This is a genomic window from Neisseria iguanae (genome assembly GCF_003013245.1).
GTDB classification, from domain to species: Bacteria; Pseudomonadota; Gammaproteobacteria; order Burkholderiales; family Neisseriaceae; genus Neisseria; species Neisseria iguanae.
The window spans coordinates 1-23,398 of sequence record NZ_PXYY01000030.1 but is presented as its reverse complement, the minus strand read 5'-3'; the positions used below and the strand labels follow the sequence as shown (position 1 = coordinate 23,398).

The window sequence follows — 23,398 nt, the reverse complement described above, 5'->3', positions numbered from 1 at the left end:
AAAGGTATAAATAAAAAGTTAATGGCCAATTCCCTATAGATTTTTAATTTACTGAAAAATAAATAGAAAACAAAAACAGAAATCTGTTTAATATTAAACAAAACGCCCTGAATAAATCAGGGTGCGCCTTTTTACAATATTAAGAAATGTAAATCTATTTGACGGCGCAATACACTATCTTTCTTATTCTATTCACGTGGGTATAAATGCCCAGCCTACGATAATCAATGGTTGTTATAATTTACCCACGCTACGTTTGCTTGGAAGCGAATATCCTTGCGGCTTTGGTGAATACCATACATGGAGAGGCAGCGAGTAAGATTAAAGGGGTGGATCACTTATTAGCCGAACAAAGCGGCTTCAAAGTGCTTTCAGGCGGAAAATACGGCGGCAACAAAGGTTTCGACCGTGTATGGCAGGCGGCAGACGACAACGTGGTGGTGGTCGTGGAAAGCAAACAGATTAGGAGCGGTACGGTGCAGCTGAATCCGAACGGTGCAGGTGGGTATACGCAGATGAGTAGGGAGTGTATGGATGAAGTGGTTAATAACCTTCCTAAAAGTCATCCAACAATCCAAATTATTCGAGAAGCCGAAAGAAAAGGTAAGTTAAGAACAGCTGTTGCCGGTGTAGACCGTCAGACCGGCAAGGCAATTATTTTGCCGGTTGAAGTTCCTTCTAAAACAAATATCAGGAAAAAATAATATCGGCCAATATGGTGACTACACCTAAGTGGTTTAGCTATATTATATATGTTATAAACAGTTATGTAGAAAATTTTGAAAAGGAATGTGAGGAAGCACTATCCTACATAGATGAAAAAAAGGGGGTGCCATTCGCGAGGTCATTCAAAATTTTGTGTCAGCTTAAATTTTACAACCGGATAATGCCGTCCAGCCGGCCGTCAAAACAAACTGCCAACTGCGAGAGCGTCTGCCCCCAGTTTGCAATCGGCATCGTCCATGCCTTCTTACTGGTACTGCTTCAAACGGTTGTGCAGGTGGCACATGAGACGCTGCGGCTGTGTTGCCAAGAGCTTGGAATGGGTGAGTGAATTGGGGCATGCAAAAACTGCTCCTGGTGAAGTTGGTGAGGATGTTCGACTTCTGGGGAGCAGTTCAATGTTTCAGACGGCCTTTATTATGACATGCCGGACTCGGGTATTAACGGATATCCACAAATGCGCTTGAATGCAAATCACGCAGCAGGTTGGTGGTAGCCTGCTGGGCTTTTTGTTGTGAAATGTATTGTCGCACGGCATTGCGTTGGCGCTCTTCCGGTGTGCCGGATTCGCGGATGTCGTTCAGCTTGATGATGTGCCAGCCGAACTGGGTGCGTACCGGAGCGCTGATTTGGCCGGGTTTTAGTTTATGTACGGCATCTTCAAACGGTGCCACCATCATGCCGTCTGAAAACCAGCCCAAATCGCCACCGTCGGCTGCGCTGCCGTCTTGTGAGTATTGGCGTGCCAAGCCGGCAAAATCCGTACCGCTGCGGGCCTGGGTGTAAATTTTGCGGATGCTGCTCTCGGCTGCGGCTGCCGCGTTGTCGGAATCGGCTTTAATGAGAATGTGTTGTGCATTGTATTGGCGCAACGGTTCACCTTCGGGCAGGGTGATGCCTTGTTGCTGCGCGCGGTTGATGAAGCTGGTAACTTCGCTGTCGCTGACGCGGCTGTTTTCCATAATGGCTTGCTGGCGCACTTTTTCGATGATAATACTGTCGCTGATTTCACGGCGGACACGTTTATCGGCATTTTTCAAGGACGGATTTTGTGCAATTACGGCATCGATTTCGGCTTCGCCGGCTTGGATGTTGCGGCGTTTGCCGGCTTGTAAGATTAGGGATTGGTTGACCATTTGCGCCAACACTTGCCGGCGCAGTTCCGAATCGGCAATTTGCGTGCCTTTAGGAAGGTTGCGACGTGCATCAGCCAGCGCTTCGCTGACTTGGCGTTGGGTGATGATGTTGTTATCGACGACGGCCGCGATGCTGTCGGACGCTTTGACATTGGCGGCAGGGGCGGCATTCAGGCTCAGACCGAGTACTACGGCCAGCATTAAAGGTTTCTCGTTCATGGATTCACTACCTCATTGGTTTTGCTGTAGCCTGGAATGGCTAAGCGGAGTTGTTCAAACGGGTTTTGGCCGACGTTGCTCAAATCTTTTAGCTGTAAGTTGAAGAAAACGGCGTTTTTTTTGCTGTTTTCACCGGTTACGTAGCGTTGGGCGACCACGCTTGCGCTCCAGCAGCCGCAATCGCTTTTGTATTCGACGCCGGCCAGCATTTCCAGCGGTTTTTTCACGGTGATTTCGTAGTTGTAGCGGGCAACGGCATATAGGTTTTTGCGCAGTGGCCATTGGGCGGCCAAATCGACTTGGTTTAATTTGTCATACAGGTATTCGCCGTCGTCTTGCAGGTAGATTCGGGCGTTGCGGTTGTATTTGTAGCGCGCGCTTAACACTTTGCCCGGCTCGGGATTATAGCGGATGCCCGCCGCATAGCTTTCGGACTGGTTTTGGTTTTGATTGTAATGGATGTCGAAATCAAAGCGCACGCTGCCGGTAACGTTGCCGTGGGCAAAGGCGACCCAGTCGGAGCGGTTGCGTGCGTATCGGCTCACACTGCCGTCGAGTAAGACGGCATCGGTTTTGAAATAGAATTTCTGACCGATACCGGCACGGAACCATTCTGCCCCGGTTTTAGGGTTGAGAATACGGCTCTGTACCGCTGTTGACAAGCTGTTGGAGGCGTTGATGCGGTCATTGCCCGAGAACAGGTTTTCACGGAACAATTGTTCGTAAGTAAAGCTGTTTTCCGATGTATCCAAGCTTGGCCAGTCGGTTTGCGATTTGGTCGGGATATAGTTGTAGAACAGGCGCGGTTCCAGCGTTTGCAGGTAATCGTTGCCTAGAAATTGCGTATGGCGTTCAAATGTCATGCCGCTGTCGATGCTGACCATTGGCAGTAGGCGGCTGAAATGTCGTCGTCGGCTGCCGTTGAAACTGTCTAAATCATAATAAGTGGCATGCATGCCGACTTTCGGGCGCACATAACCCCAGTCGTTATGGAAATCCCATTTCGCACTCGGATTCAACACGAAACGGTTGCCGCTTTGTTTGTCGTCGTGTTTGAAGCGGGTAAACTGACCGAAAACATTGGCCTGCATATTGTCGAAACTGCGCTGCCAGCGGCCGGACAGGCGCGGCATTAGGGCGTAAGGCTCGTCTTTATGGCCGTATTCGTTGGCCAAGGTTTGATATTTCTGCGCCATCAGAGAGCCGTCGAAATGGCCGCCCCAGTAGGTGTCGTGGTAGTTTAACCATGCTTGGCGGTTGAGGTTGACGTTGTCGGCGATGTCGTTTCGGCCATAGAAATCGCGGTAGTAGTCGTTATCCGATACGCTGTTGAATTCCACGCCGCCGTTCAGTTTCGATGTGAATTGATGGTTGTGGTTCCACTTGAATTGGTAGCGGTTATTGTACTTGCTTTTTTTGTCGTAGGGCATCCATGTGCCGTCAACTTGGCCGCGGTATTTCGGCTCGAGATAGCGCAATTGACCGCCTAAACGCACGCCTCGGCTGGAGATGATGCCCGGTGTGGCGGTAGCATCCAAATTCGGGGCCAAATTCAGGTAATAAGGCAGCGACAGCTTGAGACTGTCTGAGCCGATGGAAATATTCGGCACCAGTAAGCCGCTTTTTCGGTTGCCGTTTAGGGGGAAATCTGCCCAAGGCGTGTACAGCACAGGTACGCCGCCGAACACCAGTGATGCGCCTTTGGCCATGCCGATGCCGGTGGATTGGTCGGCCTCAATACTCTTGGCTTTGATATACCAGCTCGCATCGCCTGGTGCGCAGGTGTTGAATTTGGTGTTGATGAGCTTGTAACGCGCTTTGCTCTGCATTTCGGCTTTTTCGCTGACGCTTTGCAGGCGGCGGCCATCGCGTTCGGCGGCCATGCGGACGTTTTCACTCATGCCCGAGCCGGAGTCTAAATTGTAGTTGATTTGATTGCCGCTCACGATGGAGCCGTTTTGATAAAGCACAAACCGGTTGCCGGCGGTGACGGTGTTGCTGGCTTGGTCGTAATGCGCCCAATCGGCGTTCAATACTTCATTGTTGCGCTCAATGATGACGTTACCTTTGGCCTGTACCTGCACGTTGGTTTGGCCCTCGACGTAATCGGCGGTGATGCGGGTGTAATCGGTCGGCAAAGCCGCTTCACTGCTGTGTTTGACAGTGGTTTTATTTTGTTGTGCCTCGACATGTTCGGCCAAGGTTTCTTCGGTGCAAAACAGACAGGTGCTGCCTAAAGACGAGTCTTCCGCGGTTTCAGACGGCTTGGCCTTTTCGGTGGTTTCGACAATGGCGTGATTGGAAGCAGCAGCCTGTCCTGCCGTATCTTGAGCGGTTTCAATCGGCACATAATCGGCCGCATCCGGCACAAATGCGCCGCCGGTTTGCGCCGCCGCCGCTGTGCTGAAGCCGATGCTTAATGCGATGACCAAAGGTTTGAGTGAAAATAAACGAGCCAAAGTTGCACCTTAAATCGGTTTTGCCAGTTAGAATAGCGTTTATTGTAACCTGAAAATCCAAGAAACTGCTATGCAACGACAAATTGAATTACAAAAATGGTTGGGAACCGTTTACCCGAATGAATCTTTCGAACTGGGCTTTGCTGCGGCCGATGCCGATTTCCGCCGCTATTTCCGGGCTATTTTTTCAGACGGCCGTACCGTGGTGTGTATGGATGCGCCGCCGGATAAAATGAGCGTGGCACCGTATTTGAAGGTGCGGAAATTGTTCGGTATGGTGAATGTACCGCAGGTTTTGCATGTTGATGAAGCACTGGGTTTTATGGTGTTGGGCGATTTCGGCAACACCACGTTTTTGACCGCGATGATGCGGGAAACCTCCGAATCCGCCCACAAAGCCTTGTTGCTTGAAGCGATTGACGAATTGATTGTGCTGCAAAAAGCCAGCCGGCCTGGCCAATTGTCGCCGTATGACCGAGAAGTATTGTTGCGTGAGATTAATTTGTTCCCCGAGTGGTTTGTGGCCAAAGAGTTAGGCAAAGAACTGAATTTCAAACAGCGTCAATTGTGGCAGCAGACGGCCGATACTTTGTTACCGCCGCTCTTGGCGCAACCGCAGGTGTATGTGCACCGCGACTTCATTGTCCGCAACCTGATGCTGCGGCCCGGCCGCCCGGGTGTGTTGGATTTCCAAGACGCGCTTTATGGCCCGATCTCTTATGATTTGGTATCGCTGCTGCGCGATGCGTTTATCGAATGGGAAGAAGAATTCGTGTTGGATTTGGTCATCCGCTACTGGGAAAAAGCCCGCGCTGCCGGTTTGCCCGTCCCGGCTGATTTTGATGAATTCTACCGTTGGTTCGAATGGATGGGCGTGCAACGCCATCTGAAAGTCGCCGGTATTTTTGCCCGCCTATACCACCGCGATGGCAAAGACAAATACCGCCCCGAAATTCCGCGCTTCTTAAACTACCTGCGCCGCGCCAGCCGCCGCTATATTGATTTGGCCCCACTGTATGCCTTACTGGTGGATTTGGTAGGTGATGAAGCATTGGAAACGGGATTTACGTTTTAAGTGGGTTCTGAATTAGTGTGTGTTTTCAGACGGCCTTTCTGTATAGATAGGCCGTCTGAAATTTTATAATGCAGTAAAAAATGTATAAGTGCGGAGAAAAAATTGGGGCTTAGGAAGCAAAAATATCAAATCGGATTATTCCGAAGTATCTCCATTGATAGTTTACCCAAATCTTCATGGCGGTGGTTAAACCTAAATTCCGTCTCCTTCAAATGTAGATAAAACAGATCCTTCGAGATACCGTGGCATTTTAGACAGCTGTTCTTTAAACATAACTCCGGAAAGGTTCGATACCGTTGATATGCTGCTTCCTGTGTGCAAACCCATTGGTATCATGAGGGGCACGGTAATGCTTCTCATAACCCATATCTACAAGACCATCATATGCCTTCCGGCCATTGGCGTCGATTTCGCTGTCGGTAAAAATGTTGTTGCGTATTGCTTTAATTAACGGAGCTTTTGACGTATCAGGAACAATGTGCACTGGAGTAAGGCTTGTCTGATTCGATAATTGTGGATAGAGGCGAATTTTGCTTGCGTAAGGGTGTCGTCCTGGGCCTGATTTTCAGGTAGGCGGGATGGATAATGCGGACGCCGATGCCGGTCATTTTGGTGGTATCGGCAGCGGTCAAATCAAGCGAGGAACAGCCGGATTATTGCTCTGATATTTCTGTTCTGAAATTTTGCCGAACTTTTGATATTTATTTTTTTAATTTTATATCAATAAGTTATATGTTTTTGTTGATTTTGCTTCTTAAGCTCCATTTGATTTCCGGATGGCCGATAAATTTGATTTGTATCAAAAATCCTCCTGATAAATTTACAAAATATTTCGTTAATGCAAAATACATGTTAAGGTTCGTTCGAAATAATGGTACTTTATTGTCGCGCTTAAAGGTTTAATAGAATGGATAAGCAAATAAATTTGCCAGTGACAGCTAAAAGTGAATGGAAGCGGTTTCTTCTACTGGCATTTGTCGCATTGCCGGTTGTCGCATTGCTGTTGATATGTACTTATGGGTTTATTGTTTGGTTTGGCCAGATTTTATGGTGGGGTCTCCCTAAGTAATTATATCTTGATGATGTATAAACTATTCTCTAAATCTACTCATAATAAATAATCAAATCGAGAAAACAAAATGGCCAAATTATTCCAATGGACTAAAAGTATTCTTTGCCGGGTGGTTCGTTTATTTACCCAACCAGCTGCCAAAATCGGTTTAGGTATTTTGGTAACTGGCGGTTTTATTGCTGGTGCCTTATTTTGGCAAACTTTTAATACCGGCATGGCCAAAACTAACGAAGAAGAATTTTGTATTTCTTGCCATACTATGGGTGATAATCTTTTGCCGGAATTACAAAAAACAGTACATTGGCAAAATCGAAGTGGCGTGCGAGCACGCTGTCCAGACTGCCATGTACCACATGATTTTACAGATAAAATTGCCCGTAAAATGCAAGCTTCACGTGAGGTTTTAGGACATGTCATGGGTACCATTGGAACACGTGAAAAATTTCAAGAACACCGTATTGTTCTGGCCCAACGTGAGTGGGCCCGATTTAAAGCCAATAATTCAAAAGAATGCCGTAATTGCCATGATTATGAAAGCATGGACTTCTCTAAAATGCGCGTTACTTCTCAAATGGCTATGCGTAGTGCTGCTCAAAGAAATGCAAGTTGTGTAGATTGCCATAAAGGTATTGCTCACCAGTTGCCTGATATGAAAGGTGCGCGTAATCCTGCTTTTGATACCTTGGTTTCCGAAGCTCATGGTGTAAATGTGAGTGATGGTTCAATTTATTATAGTGTGACACCTCAAGAGTTGTTTGCAGATCCTCAAATGCAGACGGTAATTGGTTCCATTGAAGTTGCTACTCCTATAAAAGTTTTGAAAAAAGAAAAAGATGCTGTTCAGATTGAATTAACTATGTGGCGGAAAAATAAAGGCTATGGCCGTGTTTGGTATGGATATTTTGGTTTAAATATTACCAATGCTATTTTGAATAAAGATATCGCCCGTAACGACCAATATGTCAAAGTTCTTGAAAGTAAAACCGATGATGTAACTGGTTTGGAATGGCAGCATGTTACAGCCAACGCTTGGATTAAAGAGGGTGGTTTGATTAAAAGTCCGGAAGCGATTTGGAATGTGGCTAAAGCCAGCTATTCTCAAAATTGTAGTGTTTGCCATCGTCAGCCTGCAGAGGCCGGTCATGATGCTAACCAATGGCCTGGATTATTTGCCGGTATGGTCGGTTTTACCAATATGGATGATGATACGGCTAAATTAGTATTGAAATATTTGCAAACCCACTCCTCTGACTTCGCAAAAAGCCAGTATGCACCAGGTTCGCCTGAAAATGCCATTCAAGCGGCTAAGCCTTAACCTTAAGGAGACAAGAACATGATTCAAACTACCCGACGTCACTTTCTGGCCGGTTTAGCAACTTTAGGGGCTGTAGGTGTGGTTCCAGCAAGTTGGATATTTGCTTCACGCGTTGTTAAAGCAGCTGATGAATTAAATCCTGATGCGAAAGGAATGGCCGGCTGGAAAATTTCTGGTGCGCACTGGGGGGCTTTTCGTGCCCGAGTGGAAGCCGACCGTGTGGTAGAAATTCAACCATTTGAATTTGATAAACATCCGACTGATATTTTAAAAGGTACTTTGGATGTTATTTATAGTGCTTCACGTGTACGTTATCCGATGGTTCGTTTAGATTGGTATAAAAACCGAGAAAATAGTAACAAGGCCGAACGTGGTGACAATCGTTTTGTACGTGTAAGCTGGGATGAAGCCCTTGATTTACTCTATGCCGAATTAGAGCGTATTCAAAAAAATTATGGCCCTTGGGCATTACATGTTGGCAACGTAGGTTGGCGATCAGTCGGTCAGGTTCATAGCTGTGGTAATCACATGTTACGGGCTATCGGCATGCATGGTCGAAGTGTTGGTACTGCCGGTGACTACTCAACTGGTGCCGGACAAATAATCTTGCCATATGTTCTGGGTTCAACTGAAGTTTACTCACAAGGTACTTCGTGGGAAGTGATTTTGCGTGAAACTAAAGTTTTATTCATGATTGCAAATGATCCAGTTAAAAACTTGCAAGTAGGTTGGAATACAGAAACTCATGAAGCTTACGAGTATTGGGGGCAATTGAAGCAAAAGGTTGCCGATAAATCTATTCGTGTTATTTGTCTTGATCCGGTAAAAAGCAAAACACAAAATTTCTTGGGTTGTGAACATCTTTATATTAATCCTATGACAGATGTTGCCTTGATGATGGCAATGGTGCATACGATGTGGAAAGAAAATTTGTATGATAAAAAATTCCTAGAAACCTATACATTGGGTTTTGAAGAATTTTTACCATACATTAAAGGTGAAACAGAAGATAAAATCGAGAAAACACCGGAATGGGCTGCGGAAATTTGTGGCATCTCGGCAGAAAAAATCCGTGAATTAACACGATTGATGGCCAAAAACCGTACCCAAATTATGGTTGGGTGGGCTATCCAACGTCAGCAACATGGTGAGCAACCATATTGGATGGCTGCCATTTTAGCTGCCATGTTGGGGCAAATTGGCCTTCCGGGCGGTGGTATTAGTTATTCACATCATTATAGTTCTGTAGGTGTTTCTTCAAGCGGTGCTTCAATGCCTGGGGCGTTCCCATTAAATTTAGATACTGGACGTACCCCGAAATATGACACAAATAATTATGACGGTTATAGCTCTGTCATTCCTGTTGCTCGTGTTATTGATGCACTTTTAGAACCAGGAAAAGAGATTAATTTTAATGGACATCTTGTCAAGTTACCGCCTTACAAGATGGCCATCTTCTCGGGGTGTAATCAATGGCACCGTCATCAGCAAAGAAACCGAATGAAAGAAGCTTATCTGAATTTGGAAACGGTTGTCGCTGTTGACTACAACTGGACGGCAACCTGCCGATTTGCGGATATCGTCCTACCGGCATGTACGCCGTTTGAACGGAATGATATTGATGCTTATGGTTCATATAGCAACCGGGGTGTTATTGCGATGCAAAAATTAGTCGATCCGCTTTATCACTCTCGTTCGGATTTTGATATTTGGCAAGACTTTACTAAACGTATGAAACGGGATATTGAATATTCTCGAGGTATGTCCGAAATGCAGTGGGTAGAGTATTTGTATGAAGAATGTCGTGCAGATAATTTGAAAAAAGATTTCTTCATGCCGCCTTTTTCGGAGTTTTGGGAAAAAGGTTATGTCCTATTCCCGAAAGGCAAGGAATGGGTTCGCCATGCAGATTTTCGTGACGATCCTGAAGTGAATGCCTTGGGTACGCCTTCTGGGTTTATTGAAATATTTAGTCGCAAGTTGGCTTCTTTCGGTTATCCTGATTGTAAAGGGCATCCTATCTGGATGGAAAAAGTAGAACGTTCTATGGGCGGACCGGGATCGGAAAAATATCCGTTATGGTTACAATCTGTTCATCCTGATACTCGACTTCATTCCCAAACATGTGAGTCAGAAACACGCCGTTCAGAATATACCATTCATGGCCGCGAACCTGTTTATTTGTCTCCACAAGATGCTCAGAAGCGGGGTATTAAACATGGGGATTTAGTGCGTGTATTTAATGATCGTGGCCAATTATTGGCAGGAGCATATATTTCTGACAATTTTCCTCAGAATGTCATTCGGATTCAGGAAGGAGCATGGTATGGTCCAACAGGGCCTGAAATCGGTGCCCTAGATACCTATGGGGATCCCAATACACTGACTCTTGATGTTGCAACTTCAGAGCTTGCACAAGGCCCAAGTGCAAATACATGCTTGGTAGAGATTGAAAAATTTACCGGTAACGCACCAGCAGTAACATCTTTCGGTGGTCCTATAGAGGTGTTTGTAGGTGGTGAGGTTGTAAAACGCGATGAATGAAATGTTATCTGATAAAAAAGTGAGCTCAGATTCCGATTTACAAGATTTCAAGCAATCATTCAGGGCAATTGCCCTCCACCGGTCCAGTATTTATGCCTGGTTTTCTGATTGTATTGCGTTAGAGCATAGTGCTGAAAACTTAGCCAGCTATAATGAACCGTCTGCTACTGTTCTGTGGAGAGCATTGGGATTTTGCGGTCTGCAAAATGAAGCTACACGGCTTCAATCAGCTTTATTGCAACTGTCAGGCATGCCGGATGCTCAATTGGAGTTAGCGGCAGATTTTGCTTCAGCCTTTTTACTTTCTGCTGAAGCTTGTGCAACACCGTATGCATCTTGGTATTTAGAGGCTGATAAACGAATGTATGGGAAACCAGCAGCTCATATGAAAGCGTTTTTGGCTGAAAATCATTTACAGTTAGACAGTAAATTCCGTGAACCGGCCGATCATTTAGCCGTTTTCTTGGGTTTTTTATCGCATTGGGTAGAAACATCAGCTACTACACCAATAGAATCAGTTAGTGAAGTGGCGTTGCTGCAAGGAGATTTTATTCAGACGGCCTTATTATCTTGGGTGCCGCTATGGGCTGGGAGATGTCAAAGCCTGTCCTTAAAAACGGATGTATATCCGGCTTTTGCATCACTATTGTCCGCTTTCTTAGCAGCGGACGTTGAATATTTGTCAGAAGTAAGATGACCCAAGTGCAATTGCCTTTGCTCCGTGCCGATAGAATCACTTTAGTGCGTGGCCACAGTAAATTACTCAGTGACTTTTCTTGCGAATTGCATGAAGGCGAACTGGTTTGGCTACGTGCGAAAAATGGGGGAGGGAAGTCATCATTAATGATGGCGCTGGCCGGACTATTACCTCTAGAAAAAGGGCAAGTCTGTTGGAAAGGAATATCACTGGCAGATAAGCAAGAAAAAGTTGGAAGTAATTTATATATCATAGGCCATCAGCCCGGATTGAAAGAGGTCTGCACCGTTAGAGAAAATATCCGAATTGAATTGGGATTGGCTCTGATTTCAATGCCACCTGAAGAATTGTTGAGCTCTGCTGCTACTGAATGGGGTTTGGTCGAATTACTGGATAAAAAAGTTAGTCAATTATCACAAGGGCAAAGACGTAGGACAGCATTGCTGATATTAAGTTTATTGCCATATAAACAGATTTGGCTATTAGACGAGCCTTTTGAGGCGCTAGACGACTCAGCTCAAATTTTGTTAGCTGATAAAATTAATTCTCAAATTTCAAAGGGTGGGACAGTCTTGCTGACCAGTCATTTTTCATTGCCAAATAGGTTGCATGCAAGTCGACAAATAATTTTGGAGTTTTCGTGAAAGATGGTTCTATCTTTATGGCTTTGCTATATCGCGAAGCTATAATCATGATTCGGGGTAAAAGCACGTTGATGTTGACAGCTATTTTTTTTATTCAGGTATTGGCATTATTCCCTATCGGTTTAAATCCAGAGCCGGAGTTGTTAAGAACCATAGGCCAAGCCGTTATTCCTGTATGCGCATTATTATCTAGCTTATTGATGATGCGCTGCTTTTTTGCTGATGATTTTTCAGACGGCAGTTTAACAAAATTATTATTGCTGCCTATTTCGCCTGTAGTAATGGTTTATGCAAAAGTATTGGTACACGCATTTTTTACGGGAGTGGTGTTAGCGCTGTTGGCTCCTGTAATGGCGGTGCAATATTATTTTGAAGCAGATATGGTATTGCGTGCCGGGTTGGTAATGTTGTTACTGGTTCCTACTTTATCAGCTTTAGGATCCTTGTCTTCTGCACTCACACTCGGGTTGAGTAATGAAAATATTCTGCCTGCCCTCATTTATTTACCGCTGGCTGTTCCTGCCTTAATTTTTTCTGTGTTGGCTTTGGGGCGGAACCATCCTGCAGACTGGTATCTTTTGGCAGCAATTACATTAGCAACGGTTTTCTTTTTGCCAGTTGTTGCAGCTATAGCCATTAAATGGGTAAATTTATAATATAAATTTGGCTTATCAGGGTTAAACAGTCCAGGATTGTAAGAGAAATAATGAATGAAAATATTGTGAAGCCTTTTAAAATTAGAAGATTTGCTAGTCCGTATATCTTTGACAAGCTGGCGGCCAAATTAGTACCTATTTTCTTTGTAGTATCAATTGTGCTGGCTGTTGTCGGGCTAATAGTTGGTTTTTTGATTGCCCCTGCTGATGTTGTACAAGGTAATTATTATCGAATGATGTTTTTACATGTACCAGCGAGCTGGATGGCTATGCTGATATATATAGTGATGGCTTTTTGGTCTGCTGTCTATCTAGTATGGCGTACTCGTGTTTCCTCTATTTTAGCTCAAGCTTTAGCACCAACCGGGGCATGGATGGCTTTTTTATCTTTGATCACGGGGGCAATATGGGGTAAGCCTACTTGGGGTGCATATTGGGTTTGGGACGCTCGTTTAACCAGCATGCTGTTGTTATTATTTTTATATATTGCGTATTTGGCACTTACAAATAGTATCGAAAATGAGCGTAGGGCATCTCAGGCCGGTGCTCTATTAGCTATTGTTGGCGTAGTAAATGTGCCCATTATTTATTTTTCTGTTGTTTGGTGGAATACTTTGCACCAAGGTGCTTCTATTTCGTTCAAATCTGGCGTAACGATGCATGAAACGATGTTTTGGGCATTAATATGCATGACTATTTCTGCTTGGACTTATTGTATTGCTATGGCGTTGTGGCGGGCCCGTCTGCGTTTACGAGTTTTGGGATTCATTAATCCTGAGTTTAGGAAGATGTAATATGTATTGGCAATCATGGTCAGCATTTTGGAATATGGAAGGTGACGCCCTTTTTGTATGGCTATGTGTCGCAAGTGCGATAATCGTATTGGTGATTGAAATATTAAGCCTACGCAATCAGTGGCGTCATTGGAAGAAGTAAAGGGAATTGTTGTGGGAAGACCTTATCAAAAGCGGTTGTTCTGGGGGGCTGGTGCTTTAGTTGCTTTAGCAAGCATAACTATTTTTGTGGTGCAGGCATTACGTGAAAATTTAGTTTTTTTCTACACACCGACACAAGTTTTGGAGGGTGCTGCTGAAGGTCAAAAGAATTTGCGAATTGGTGGCATGGTAGTTCCGGGCAGTTTACAACGAACTGAAAAAGGGGTTCATGTTCATTTTTCGGTGAGTGATGGCACACAATCTTTACCTGTTACTTATCAAGGGACATTACCTGATTTATTTCAAGAAGGTAAAGGTGCCGTGGCCGATGGTCAATGGGATGGTGAGGTTTTTCAAGCTCGTAATGTTTTAGCCAAACATGATGAAAATTACGTTCCGTCCGAGGCACAAGAGGCCGTTAAAGCCGCGCACCAGAAATACAACCAGTCTCAATCAATGCCAAGTTTGCAGTAATAGTCGTCAATTTAAGGTAAGTCCATGTGGATTGAAGTAGGACATTTTTGTCTGATTTTATCGGTTTTTACAGCTATCATTGGTTCAGTAGCTGGTTTCTCGGGTGGTTGCCGAACCACACATAACGGTCTGTCATCACTTGTAAAAACACAGTCTTTGCTGACATTGCTGTTGGTTGGATTGGCTTTGTTGTCATTAATTTGGTCGTTTATTAACGATGATTTTAGCGTCCGTTATGTAGCTGCCCATAGTAATCGTTTATTGCCATTGTTTTATAAGATTGCGGCCACCTGGGGTGGGCATGAAGGATCTTTATTGCTTTGGCTTTTTTTTTCTTATGTATGGTTAGGTGTATTGTTGCCTAGTTTGAAGAGGTTATCCGGGGATGTTCAAAACTATACAGTTGCAATCATATTGGCTGTTTCAGTTGGTTTCGCTTTGTTTGTTTTATTGACCTCCAATCCCTTTACCCGCCAGTTTCCCATACCATCAGATGGGGTTGATTTGAATCCTTTGTTGCAACATCCGGGACTAGCATTACATCCACCAATGTTATATCTCGGATATGTCGGATTTTCAATAGTTTTTTCTATGACGTTGGCGGCTTTAATGGCTAAAAAATTTGATACGGTTTGGGCTGAAATGGCGCGGTGGTGGACTTTAATGGCTTGGATTTGTCTAACTCTGGGTATTGTCTTAGGCAGTATGTGGGCATATAGAGAGTTAGGATGGGGAGGATGGTGGTTTTGGGATCCTGTCGAGAATGCTTCTTTTATGCCTTGGCTCGTTGGAACCGCATTACTTCACTCGCTAATGGTAGCTGAAAAAAGAGCCATGTTTCAGCATTGGACTGTTTTATTAGCAATCAGTACTTTTTCCCTTTCACTCATCGGTATGTTCTTGGTACGTTCGGGCGTTTTGATTTCGGTTCATGCATTTGTAAGCAATTCTAACCGAGGTATCGTTATGCTCATTTATTTAAGCGTGGTGCTATTAACTTCATTAACGTTGTATGTTTTTCGTGCTCAAAGCTTGTATACTCCTGCTCGATTTCCCTTAGTATCTAGGGAAATGTTACTACTTATTAATAATATCTTACTTATTACAGCCTGCGTGACGGTTTTACTTGGCACATTGTTTCCCCTCATATCCGATATCTTACAAATTGGAAAATTTTCAGTTGGCGCACCGTATTTTAATCAAGTTTTGATGCCTATTTGGTCTTTACTGCTGTGTGTACTCATCCCCGCTGCAAGAATTGGTTGGAATAAAAATCCGGTGGCAAAAATGAAAAAGTCATGGCTTGTCAGCATTATTGTAAGCAGCGGGCTTTCTGTCGGTTTAATAGTAACTTTAGGTAAATGGGCATGGGTGCCGATGCTGATTTTTACCTTGTCATGCACAGTTATTTTGACTCATTTACATGATTTATACCGTAGAAGTTTTCGGCAGCCTCAAAAGAGATGGGGGATGACGGTTGCTCATATTGGCTTGGCTTTATTTGCAATTGGAGCGACAGCAGTATCTTATTACGATGGCGCTAGAGATATCGTAATCAAACCTCGAGAGTCAATTCTAATAGGTACGGAATCTTTAACATTTGTCCACTTGGAAGGAAAAACCGCTCAAAATTATGAAGCGATGGTCGGCCATTTTCTGTTGAGCCGGAACGGTAAAGATATTGCAATGTTAAAACCTGAAAAAAGACAATATTTTTCTGGCGGCGCCCCCATGACAGAAGCCGATATCTTGCATAGCTTTACCCGTGATTTCTATATTTCTTTGGGTGAAATGCAGGGGGTTGATCCTTCAACAGCGCCGTGGCTGATTCGTGTGTATATCAAGCCATTAATGAATTGGTTGTGGGTAGGTTGTATTTTGATGGTCTTAGGCGGCATATTAGTTTTAACTGACCGTAAGAATAGGATAAAGACATGAGAAAAATAATTCGGGTTTGGCCGCTTTTTTTGTTAGTCGGTGTTCTTGGATTATTTTTTCTTGGGCTGCAGAATGACCCAAGAAAGCTGCCATCTACATTGATCAATAACCCTCTCCCGGCTTTTTCTTTGCCAACCCTTCAAAATGCAGCTAAAGAGATGGATTCTAAAAACTATCTTGGGCAAGTTTGGCTTTTAAATGTTTGGGCTTCATGGTGTGTTACTTGTCGGCAGGAGCACGGTTTTTTACTTGCATTAGAGCAAAATAAAACCATACCTATTGTCGGCCTTAATTATAAAGATGACCCTATAGCTGCTCGTTGGTGGTTAAGAGAAATGGGCGGTGACCCTTATCAAGTCAGTGTAGTAGATCGAGGAGGAAAAATAGGTATTGAGCTGGGTGTTTATGGTGTGCCAGAAACTTTTTTGATTGATAAAAAAGGACATGTCATTCATCGGTTTACAGGTGCTTTAAATAATGGTGTATTCCAAAAAGAATTTCAACCTTTGATAAACAAGGCGATGCAAGAATGAAAAAAATGATGTTGATTCTTTTGGGCTTGTTTTATGCAACTTTTTTATGGGCGAATAATAATCTTTATAACCTGACTAACGAGCAACAGGAACATTTTTATCGTCTTAGTCAACAATACCGCTGTTTAGTCTGTCAGAACGAATCTATTGCAGATTCAAAAGCAGGATTGGCAGAGGATTTAAAACGGGAAATTGCGGATAAAATTATTCAAAACAAGAGTGATGAGGAAATACACCAATATCTTGTGACGCGTTATGGTGAATTTATTAGTTATCGGCCACCGATTAAAAGCCAAACAGTGATACTGTGGGTCATACCTTTCATGGTTTTGGCCGGTTTGGGATGGGTTGTTTTAAAAAGTCGACACTTAGAATTAGAGAGAGAAAATAATGACTAAATTATGGCTGATAATGCTCTTAATTATTTTGATTTGTATGGTCATTGTCTATATAAGCTGGGTGAAAAGCGATGAAACAGTAAATAAGCGGTTCCCAATTATAATTGGATTAATCGTCGGATTATTCGCGGCAGGAGGGTATTATTGGTTAGGAAATCCAGCTGCTCTTGGGCCTACTGAGACATTTACCTATACGGGAGATATTGAAGAATTTGTTAATGCAGTAGATGCATTAGAACAGAAAGCGGCTAAAGAACCTAATAATCTTGAACATCAAATTATGTTGGCATATAGTTACCGTGCGATGGGTAGGTATGAAGATTCAGTTGCTGCGTTTGGAAAGTCTTGGGGAAAAATTAAAGATAATCCACATGAATTAGCTCTGTTTGCAGGAACACTGGCCATTTGGCGGGGGTCATTTGAAGGTAAGCCAGATGAGCTGATTGAACAAGCCTTACGAATAGACGCTCAAAATGCTGATGCTCTTATGCTTGCAGGTGGCTCAGCATACCAACGTAGACAATTGGATATTGCCGTAAAAAGTTGGGAAAAAATTGATTTGAAACAGCTTGCAGAAGAAGATCAGGTGTGGGTTCGCACGCAAATCGAAGAAGTAAAAAAAGAAATAAACGGTGCTAGTACTCAAGAAATAAATGCTGAACAATACGAAAAGCAAGACCAATCAAAATCATTTGGACATCCACCTGTTTCGGCATCACAAGTTACAGCACATTAAAATTAAATCATGCTTTGTGTGGTAATAAATTAAGGAAAGCGTTATGGTCATAATAATAACTTTTCTGAAATCGCTTCTTTCATTTGGTCAGTTGCCGATCTGCTGAGTGGTGACTTTAAACAATCTCAATATGGTCGCATTATTGTGCAAGAGCCAGTAAGGCAGAAGTTTGGGCGGAACATACAAAAACCATTCAAATGAAGCTGTCTGAAGAAGCGCAAGAAAAGATATTTCTACGTGCCGCCTTCTTTAATATCTTCCCAATAGATCTCAGTAAAGTGAGGTAGAGTGATATTAAAGCCAACCTGAGGTCTTTGCAAAAACCCTAAAATTCCTCTAAATTTACCTTGAAAGAATTTAGAGAAATTTTCCATAGGCAGCTTCTTCCATCAACAAGCCCAAATCATAATAGCCAAGAACATCGACAGCTATCCTTTTATCAAACCCAACCAAGTACTTGATCGGCTACCCGTCGAACAATTGCGCCGCCAACACAAGACTCGTTTGCCTTTGCGGTCACTGAGACCGTCCTGCCTATCCGCTGCGGCCATGTTCAAAGCCGTACTGCCCAGGGTACATCTGCTTTCAGACGGCATTATGCGCAAAGCACATAGGGGTAAACCTGTAACAGGAGAAGACAAGCAGCGCAACAAGCAACTGTCGGAAAACCGTTATGTGGCCGACAAACCTTGGGGATTGTGTATCGGGAATCCGGCTGCAAACGGGCGCATTATTTTGGATTGCAGAAAATATGGGAACAAAGCCATTTAAAAGCAGTGAGCTTAAACTATTTAAAGTCGGCCAAACAGGCTTTGTACGCTTATTATTGCTTGAAAGGCAGGAAATACACTTTGAAAAGCGAAAAATAAGGATAGGAAGAATGCTCAAAAAGACAAAGTGGTTAATTGGTAACCTAATTAACCACTTTGGTTGGTGTGTTTATATTTTGCAAAGGTCTCAACTCGCTTATTTCTTGCATACTTTTCCTACTCTGCCCGTTTTTGAGGCATCATTCCTTTCAGAACATAACCGAAATTTATCTGTATATAAGATGATTTCTTGATTTAAATCTAAAAATTTTTATCATTTAAATCTATATTTAGCAGAATGATGACGCTATAATGCACATTGCATGTTAAATTAAGCTTTGTCTTTATAATCGTGCTATCTTTGACCATTTTAAAATGTAACGACTTACTTCAATCTCAAATAAGGAATAATCATGTCTAATACTCACAAACTAAGTAAAACATTTATATGTATTACATTAGGATGCCTTACTCAGTTAGCATACGCGAATTCAACAAGCTCTGATCCGTCAGAATTTAATCCTCAAGGTACCATAAATTTGACCGATGAAATTGCCGCCCGCTACACCGGTAAAAATGTCAATATCGGTATCGTTGATGGGGGCTATACATTAGACCATCCATTGATAAAAGATAAAAAAAATATCTTCCCTTTGGTTTTTCAAATGGAAAATCCTAAAAGAAAAGGGAAATTAGATACATTCGATCCCCATAATTACATTACTACACAAGAAGAATCCAACGAAAATGGCAAAACGAAAGAAATAACCGTCTATTCACAACATGGGGGACAGGTTTTAGGAATAATCGGAGCTAATCATTTTGCCCAAGATAAATTGAATTATAAAGGCGGAATAGCCAGAAATGCTAATTTTTTCATAGGAGATTTCGATAAAGAAGAAAGTATGGAGCCAAGCAAAGAAAAAGAAAAAGAAAATCCTTCTTTACTGCTGGATAAGGATACGGCATATGAACGCAGCGTTATCACTAAAATCATAGATTCCCATATAAAGAATAATGTTTTAGCTATCAATAACAGCTGGAATGACAATCCTGTCGGGGATAATGCTGAAGAAGTTGATAAAAGATATAAGGATGCTATTGCCAACTCAAAAGATAATCCTCTGATCGGTTCTATCAAGAATGCGGTAGAAAAAAATGTCCTGATGGTTTTTGCTGCAGGAAACGAAAGTAAGAAACAACCAGGTATTTTTGCAGCACTACCGCGATTCTTGCCTGAACTTGAAACAAACTATCTGTCCGTAATAGCCGTTAATCGTAAAAAAGAGCTTGAAACATATTCAAATCATTGCGGGGTAAGCAAAAATTGGTGTGTCGCTGCACCAGGATCGCTAATAGTCCTTGATACCAAAGGTGCGGAGAAGAAAGAAAAAAATCCTTCTCTCTCAATTGCCCAGGGTACTTCTTTTGCTGCGCCCGTTGTAACTGGCTCTTTAGCAATACTCAAAGAACGGTTCAATTACTTTACGCCTACCCAAATACGCGACACATTGCTTACAACAGCTACCGATTTAGGTGAAAAAGGGATAGACGAAAAATATGGTTGGGGTGTTATTGACATTAAAAAAGCGATAAACGGTCCTAGCCAGTTGCTCAATAACGAAACCTATACGGTTGAACAAGATGATGTTTGGGGTAATGATTTGGCAGCCAAACAGCAAACGCTGACTAAAAAAGGTAAGGGTAATTTAAGTCTTAATGGCAAATCCAATCAAATTAAAGGTATAGATATTAAGGAAGGGGCCTTAACTTTAAACGGAAAAACTTCAACAGAACAAATTACCTTATCCAGTAACAGTGCAGTAAAAGGTGGCGGTCATTTAGATACACAAGTGTTGTCAGGTAACGGCACAGTTGATGTCAATACAAAGGTAGAAAAAACATTGATGGCTTCCGGGCTAACTGTTAATAAAACATTAGACTTGCACTCAGGCAGCCAAATCATTGCAAACAGTAAAGAAGGCGTTACTGCTAGCGGAAATAATGCGGTTGTAAAACTGAATGGAGCGACTGTAGTGCTGCCCCAGGCGCTAACTGATAATGCAAAATCCGGAGAAGAATTAGGGAAACTAATTACCCTGAAAGACAAAGCATCTCTTGAAGGCGGCTTTAGTAGCTTGAAAGCCAGCAAAAGTTTGGCTGATAAAGGTTTGAGGGCAGATGCCTTTTTCAAAGATAGTGGCGTTATTCTGTATAGTAGTGCCAATAAAGAAATTACTGATGCCGGGATAAAAACCAATAATGCCAAACACGGCTTGAAGGCATTAAACAAACTTCGTGACAGTAAGTTGGCATTAAAAGCAGGTGCTTACAATAGCTGGTTGCAAAAAGCTGTTCAGGAAAATAATTTACAAGACTTGCATTATAATATAGGTAATACTATTTATGCCGATAGTTTGGAATTTTTACGAAACCAGTCTGCGCGTAATCTGAGTAAAGCTAATGCTCTATTGCATAACTATTCGAACCTGTCTGCCGAACGTACCAAAATCTGGCTTGATTCTGGTAACGAAAAACAAAAAACGAAAAACAAACATATTAGCGAATATGCAGATTCTAATACAAAACACTTAATGTTAGGCGCAGCACATAAGTTAAATAACCATATACTGCTTAGCGGCAGCGTAGGCTATGCGAAAACAGATATGGAAAAGAAACAGTCTTCTAGCAGAATTAAGCAAACCCAAGCAAATTTAGCTTTACGGTATATGCCTGATGCAAGTAATTGGTTTGTTGATATTGCAACAAAAGCTGCCAATATCAAATATAACCAAACCCGCCGCTTCGGATCTGTCACCGGCTCAACTTCAGGTAACAATACCGGTAAAATATTGGGAGGTGAAGCGCGTGTCGGCTATAATCTGTCTGCTTCAGGCTGGAAAATAACCCCTAGCATCGGTTTGCAAGCTGTCCGTTTAAATTTCAAAAAATTGAATGAAAACGGTTCGGATTTTGCTACAAAAACAGGCCGTTTTAAACAAACAGATATTAATCTGGCCGGTAGTTTGCATGTAAACAAAGCATTTGAAACCGGTAACGGTTGGACAATAACGCCAAGTGCCGATATCAATTATTTACATCGCTTGAATAATAATAAAACCGCTTTCTATTCTTCTCTGGCAGACATTACAACAATCCGCAGTGAAGCATCTGCAGACAACCGCAACCAAATAAATGCTGGTTTGGGTGTTACACTGGAAAAACGGAAATGGTTTATCAATGCCAATACATATGCCAATCTGTTGAAAAAAGAAAAAGGGGTAAGTGTCGGAGCAAAAGTCGGATTGAAGTTCTGATTCTATGCTATTCGCAAACGCTTGAATGTTTGAGCTGTTTTAGAAAGTTCGGATGGTTCAAACATATCATATGAAATGATAGGGTTATTCTATATGACCCTATCATTTTTGTTTGCGCAACTGACAGCGGTTAATTTGGTAGAGAAAGACAATGTATGAGGCTCAGTAAGTAGTTTACACTATAGCTGATTAGCTTAAAAATAAAAACACAGGACAGTGTCCGCCATTTGCCTGAAAGGACAAACTTATTTTGAATTTCAACTTTTTAATCCAGTGTCGGATTCGGAGAATCTGACCACCATTTTGCAGCTATTTTTAAATCAAACAGCTATAAAAGCATATCACGCAGCATTTTAAACAGCACTTTATAGGACTCTTCATGCCTGTAATTGAAACAGAATTCTGTTTCTTTCCAATGTCAATAAAAATGCGATTTCGGTATACTGTTAATCTCAACCAACCTGTTTTTCACACAGATCCAAAACGACCTGATATCGTTGATATGTTGGCTGCCTCGGGCAAATTCATTGTTGCTGTGATGAACGCGCAAAATGCTTTTCGCGACCTATGTTTATCAAATATCCAGCCATTACTATTGAAGTATTGGACACAATTTCCATATAGACTTTATCATTATGATTCACAAGATACTGAAGACGATGGTTTTACCGCCTGCCGCGCGCGGATACATTTGGTGGTGTGGCAGCTGCACGGGCCGTTACTTCCGATACAGAAAATTGAAGAATTTTTTCTGTGTAGATTTGCTCCGTGTAGATTTTCTTAATTTGCAATGGGTTACCTTCATTTTTTAAGTGTACCCAGATTGTTCATCTACGTCAGCTCCAAATAATGTTCTGTTTCTTAATATGTTGGATTTATTTTGTCATGGGGCTTAGAAAGAAAAATCATCAAATTTCATGATAAGCTTCTGGTATGCCGATTTAAAACAAGTACTAAAAGTTCAGAAAATTTTCTGAACTAAAATTCAGGCAGATACTGTGTCTTTCCACTATCGATTTGACTGTTTCCGATACTGCCTGCGTAATCGGTTCCAGCTTCCGAATATTAATAACCTATTTATCAAACTGCGCGCGGAATCATCCAAAAATGCGAAAAGCAGACACCGTTTACAGGCATTGTCAAATGGGACAAAGCCTACCGGTACTGTTCAAAAATCTGTGTCAATCCCCTAACCCCCCATAAAGGAGAAGACACATGACCAAACCCGCATTTGATTTCGAAACCGCACTCAGGCACCTTCAGTCCGGACAGGCACTGACCGGTAAAGACGGCCCCCTTACCCCGCCCATCAAACAACCGGCCAAGGCCGCATTGGAAGCCGAAACCGGACAATACCTCGAACAAAAGCAGTTGCAGCCCGGCCGGCGTAACGGCCACAGCAAAAAAACCGTCAAAACCGGTTCCGGCAGTTTCGAACCGCAAACCGTCAAGAAAAACCAAACCCGCCTTACTCGGCATGAGTGATCGCGACATCCAAAGCCATATTGCCGGCCGGTTGATACCCGAACTTTGATTTCAAATGTTTCAGACGGCCTTTAGGAACATAGTCCCGGACCTTTGCAAAAAAACAGATTTGAGCGTAGTCCGAAGTTAGAGCACAGAAAACGCAGACATATTATTACAAAGATAGGCAACGCATCACCCAAAAATGCACCAAAGACAGGGATTTTACAAAGATCCCGGGGCGTCTGAAAAAA

Annotated in this window: 20 protein-coding genes and 3 pseudogenes; 19 read left to right on the top strand and 4 right to left on the bottom strand. The window is 42.8% G+C overall.

Annotated elements, in window-relative coordinates; translation table 11 throughout:
* Positions 1-341 precede the first annotated feature (341 nt).
* Positions 342-704: pseudogene (locus tag C7N83_RS06325) on the top strand (hypothetical protein); the annotation flags it as partial.
* Between the two features lie 459 nt (positions 705-1,163).
* Here C7N83_RS06325 and C7N83_RS06315 read toward each other — a convergent pair.
* Together C7N83_RS06315 and C7N83_RS06310 are read right to left on the bottom strand one after the other, a co-directional pair.
* Positions 1,164-2,078 (bottom strand): peptidylprolyl isomerase, encoded by a 915-nt coding sequence (locus C7N83_RS06315; RefSeq protein ID WP_106741411.1) that lies wholly within the window; start codon positions 2,076-2,078, stop codon positions 1,164-1,166.
* The gene (locus tag C7N83_RS06310) at positions 2,075-4,537 is read right to left on the bottom strand and encodes an LPS-assembly protein LptD (RefSeq protein ID WP_106741409.1); all 2,463 of its coding nucleotides are present in this window, start codon (positions 4,535-4,537) and stop codon (positions 2,075-2,077) included. The genes C7N83_RS06315 and C7N83_RS06310 overlap by 4 nt, the downstream gene beginning before the upstream one ends.
* Positions 4,538-4,607: 70 nt before the next feature.
* Here C7N83_RS06310 and amgK point away from each other — a divergent pair, with 70 nt between their 5' ends.
* Positions 4,608-5,612 carry an N-acetylmuramate/N-acetylglucosamine kinase AmgK gene (gene amgK / locus C7N83_RS06305; protein ID WP_106741408.1) on the top strand — a complete coding sequence of 335 codons (1,005 nt, stop codon included), beginning with the start codon at positions 4,608-4,610 and terminating at the stop codon, positions 5,610-5,612.
* A 125-nt stretch (positions 5,613-5,737) separates the two neighbouring features.
* Here the strand turns inward: amgK and C7N83_RS06300 are convergent.
* Positions 5,738-6,294 (bottom strand): annotated as a pseudogene (locus C7N83_RS06300) (transposase).
* Between the two features lie 225 nt (positions 6,295-6,519).
* Here C7N83_RS06300 and C7N83_RS16950 point away from each other — a divergent pair.
* The 12 genes from C7N83_RS16950 to C7N83_RS06240 all read left to right on the top strand — a co-directional run bounded on the left by C7N83_RS16950 (position 6,520) and on the right by C7N83_RS06240 (position 17,554).
* Positions 6,520-6,681: a periplasmic nitrate reductase, NapE protein gene (locus C7N83_RS16950; protein ID WP_106741406.1), complete on the top strand. Its 162-nt coding sequence runs from the start codon at positions 6,520-6,522 to the stop codon at positions 6,679-6,681.
* A gap of 70 nt (positions 6,682-6,751) precedes the next feature.
* Positions 6,752-7,999, top strand: coding sequence for a pentaheme c-type cytochrome TorC (torC, locus tag C7N83_RS06290; protein ID WP_106741404.1), 1,248 nt, complete (start codon positions 6,752-6,754; stop codon positions 7,997-7,999).
* Between the two features lie 18 nt (positions 8,000-8,017).
* Positions 8,018-10,543 carry a trimethylamine-N-oxide reductase TorA gene (gene torA, locus C7N83_RS06285; RefSeq protein WP_106741403.1) on the top strand — a complete coding sequence of 842 codons (2,526 nt, stop codon included), beginning with the start codon at positions 8,018-8,020 and terminating at the stop codon, positions 10,541-10,543.
* Entirely contained in the window at positions 10,536-11,240 is a 705-nt protein-coding gene (torD, locus tag C7N83_RS06280) for a molecular chaperone TorD (RefSeq protein WP_106741401.1), read from the top strand. The genes torA and torD overlap by 8 nt, the downstream gene beginning before the upstream one ends.
* A complete protein-coding gene (gene ccmA, locus C7N83_RS06275) occupies positions 11,237-11,884 on the top strand; it encodes a heme ABC exporter ATP-binding protein CcmA (protein WP_106741399.1) in 648 nt (215 codons plus the stop codon). Before torD ends, ccmA begins: the two co-directional genes overlap by 4 nt.
* Positions 11,881-12,540 carry a heme exporter protein CcmB gene (locus C7N83_RS06270; RefSeq protein WP_146135106.1) on the top strand — a complete coding sequence of 220 codons (660 nt, stop codon included), beginning with the start codon at positions 11,881-11,883 and terminating at the stop codon, positions 12,538-12,540. Before ccmA ends, C7N83_RS06270 begins: the two co-directional genes overlap by 4 nt.
* 50 nt (positions 12,541-12,590) lie before the next feature.
* Positions 12,591-13,334, top strand: a complete 744-nt coding sequence (ccmC, locus tag C7N83_RS06265; RefSeq protein ID WP_106741396.1) for a heme ABC transporter permease CcmC — start codon at positions 12,591-12,593, stop codon at positions 13,332-13,334.
* 129 nt (positions 13,335-13,463) lie between these two features.
* The gene (ccmE, locus tag C7N83_RS06260) at positions 13,464-13,949 is read left to right on the top strand and encodes a cytochrome c maturation protein CcmE (RefSeq protein ID WP_211296593.1); all 486 of its coding nucleotides are present in this window, start codon (positions 13,464-13,466) and stop codon (positions 13,947-13,949) included.
* A 24-nt stretch (positions 13,950-13,973) separates the two neighbouring features.
* Positions 13,974-15,887, top strand: coding sequence for a heme lyase CcmF/NrfE family subunit (locus tag C7N83_RS06255; protein ID WP_106741393.1), 1,914 nt, complete (start codon positions 13,974-13,976; stop codon positions 15,885-15,887).
* The gene (locus C7N83_RS06250) at positions 15,884-16,420 is read left to right on the top strand and encodes a DsbE family thiol:disulfide interchange protein (RefSeq protein WP_106741391.1); all 537 of its coding nucleotides are present in this window, start codon (positions 15,884-15,886) and stop codon (positions 16,418-16,420) included. The genes C7N83_RS06255 and C7N83_RS06250 overlap by 4 nt, the downstream gene beginning before the upstream one ends.
* On the top strand, positions 16,417-16,818 hold the full coding sequence (locus C7N83_RS06245; RefSeq protein WP_106741390.1) for a cytochrome c-type biogenesis protein: 402 nt from the start codon (positions 16,417-16,419) through the stop codon (positions 16,816-16,818). Before C7N83_RS06250 ends, C7N83_RS06245 begins: the two co-directional genes overlap by 4 nt.
* Positions 16,811-17,554 (top strand): tetratricopeptide repeat protein, encoded by a 744-nt coding sequence (locus C7N83_RS06240; RefSeq protein WP_106741388.1) that lies wholly within the window; start codon positions 16,811-16,813, stop codon positions 17,552-17,554. The genes C7N83_RS06245 and C7N83_RS06240 overlap by 8 nt, the downstream gene beginning before the upstream one ends.
* A 233-nt stretch (positions 17,555-17,787) precedes the next feature.
* On the opposite strand, the gene C7N83_RS14700 is transcribed toward C7N83_RS06240, so the two are convergent.
* Positions 17,788-17,928 (bottom strand): hypothetical protein, encoded by a 141-nt coding sequence (locus C7N83_RS14700; RefSeq protein WP_170064832.1) that lies wholly within the window; start codon positions 17,926-17,928, stop codon positions 17,788-17,790.
* A gap of 175 nt (positions 17,929-18,103) precedes the next feature.
* On the opposite strand from C7N83_RS14700, the gene C7N83_RS14695 reads away from it, so the two are divergent.
* The 5 genes and pseudogenes from C7N83_RS14695 to C7N83_RS15880 all read left to right on the top strand — a co-directional run.
* Positions 18,104-18,325: a hypothetical protein gene (locus C7N83_RS14695; RefSeq protein ID WP_106741387.1), complete on the top strand. Its 222-nt coding sequence runs from the start codon at positions 18,104-18,106 to the stop codon at positions 18,323-18,325.
* The gene (locus tag C7N83_RS06225) at positions 18,306-18,617 is read left to right on the top strand and encodes a hypothetical protein (protein WP_106741385.1); all 312 of its coding nucleotides are present in this window, start codon (positions 18,306-18,308) and stop codon (positions 18,615-18,617) included. Before C7N83_RS14695 ends, C7N83_RS06225 begins: the two co-directional genes overlap by 20 nt.
* Before the next feature lie 159 nt (positions 18,618-18,776).
* Positions 18,777-21,680, top strand: a complete 2,904-nt coding sequence (locus tag C7N83_RS06220; RefSeq protein ID WP_106741383.1) for a S8 family peptidase — start codon at positions 18,777-18,779, stop codon at positions 21,678-21,680.
* A gap of 379 nt (positions 21,681-22,059) precedes the next feature.
* Positions 22,060-22,464, top strand: a complete 405-nt coding sequence (locus C7N83_RS06215; RefSeq protein WP_106741382.1) for a hypothetical protein — start codon at positions 22,060-22,062, stop codon at positions 22,462-22,464.
* Between the two features lie 527 nt (positions 22,465-22,991).
* Positions 22,992-23,153: pseudogene (locus C7N83_RS15880) on the top strand (IS256 family transposase); the annotation flags it as partial.
* Between the last annotated feature and the right edge of the window lie 245 nt (positions 23,154-23,398).

What these genes read in the sequence shown, in the direction of transcription:
- C7N83_RS06240 (WP_106741388.1), top strand. Translation starts at nt 16,811, where the DNA reads ATGACTAAATTATGGCTGATAATGCTCTTAATTATTTTGATTTGTATG.
- C7N83_RS06220 (WP_106741383.1), top strand. Translation starts at nt 18,777, where the DNA reads ATGTCTAATACTCACAAACTAAGTAAAACATTTATATGTATTACATTA.
- torD (WP_106741401.1), top strand. Translation starts at nt 10,536, where the DNA reads ATGAATGAAATGTTATCTGATAAAAAAGTGAGCTCAGATTCCGATTTA.
- ccmA (WP_106741399.1), top strand. Translation starts at nt 11,237, where the DNA reads ATGACCCAAGTGCAATTGCCTTTGCTCCGTGCCGATAGAATCACTTTA.
- C7N83_RS06245 (WP_106741390.1), top strand. Translation starts at nt 16,417, where the DNA reads ATGAAAAAAATGATGTTGATTCTTTTGGGCTTGTTTTATGCAACTTTT.
- C7N83_RS14700 (WP_170064832.1), bottom strand. Translation starts at nt 17,928, where the DNA reads ATGGAAAATTTCTCTAAATTCTTTCAAGGTAAATTTAGAGGAATTTTA.
- ccmC (WP_106741396.1), top strand. Translation starts at nt 12,591, where the DNA reads ATGAATGAAAATATTGTGAAGCCTTTTAAAATTAGAAGATTTGCTAGT.
- C7N83_RS06225 (WP_106741385.1), top strand. Translation starts at nt 18,306, where the DNA reads ATGGGAACAAAGCCATTTAAAAGCAGTGAGCTTAAACTATTTAAAGTC.
- C7N83_RS06255 (WP_106741393.1), top strand. Translation starts at nt 13,974, where the DNA reads ATGTGGATTGAAGTAGGACATTTTTGTCTGATTTTATCGGTTTTTACA.
- torA (WP_106741403.1), top strand. Translation starts at nt 8,018, where the DNA reads ATGATTCAAACTACCCGACGTCACTTTCTGGCCGGTTTAGCAACTTTA.
- C7N83_RS06215 (WP_106741382.1), top strand. Translation starts at nt 22,060, where the DNA reads ATGCCTGTAATTGAAACAGAATTCTGTTTCTTTCCAATGTCAATAAAA.
- C7N83_RS06315 (WP_106741411.1), bottom strand. Translation starts at nt 2,078, where the DNA reads ATGAACGAGAAACCTTTAATGCTGGCCGTAGTACTCGGTCTGAGCCTG.
- C7N83_RS16950 (WP_106741406.1), top strand. Translation starts at nt 6,520, where the DNA reads ATGGATAAGCAAATAAATTTGCCAGTGACAGCTAAAAGTGAATGGAAG.
- amgK (WP_106741408.1), top strand. Translation starts at nt 4,608, where the DNA reads ATGCAACGACAAATTGAATTACAAAAATGGTTGGGAACCGTTTACCCG.
- C7N83_RS06250 (WP_106741391.1), top strand. Translation starts at nt 15,884, where the DNA reads ATGAGAAAAATAATTCGGGTTTGGCCGCTTTTTTTGTTAGTCGGTGTT.
- torC (WP_106741404.1), top strand. Translation starts at nt 6,752, where the DNA reads ATGGCCAAATTATTCCAATGGACTAAAAGTATTCTTTGCCGGGTGGTT.
- C7N83_RS14695 (WP_106741387.1), top strand. Translation starts at nt 18,104, where the DNA reads ATGTTCAAAGCCGTACTGCCCAGGGTACATCTGCTTTCAGACGGCATT.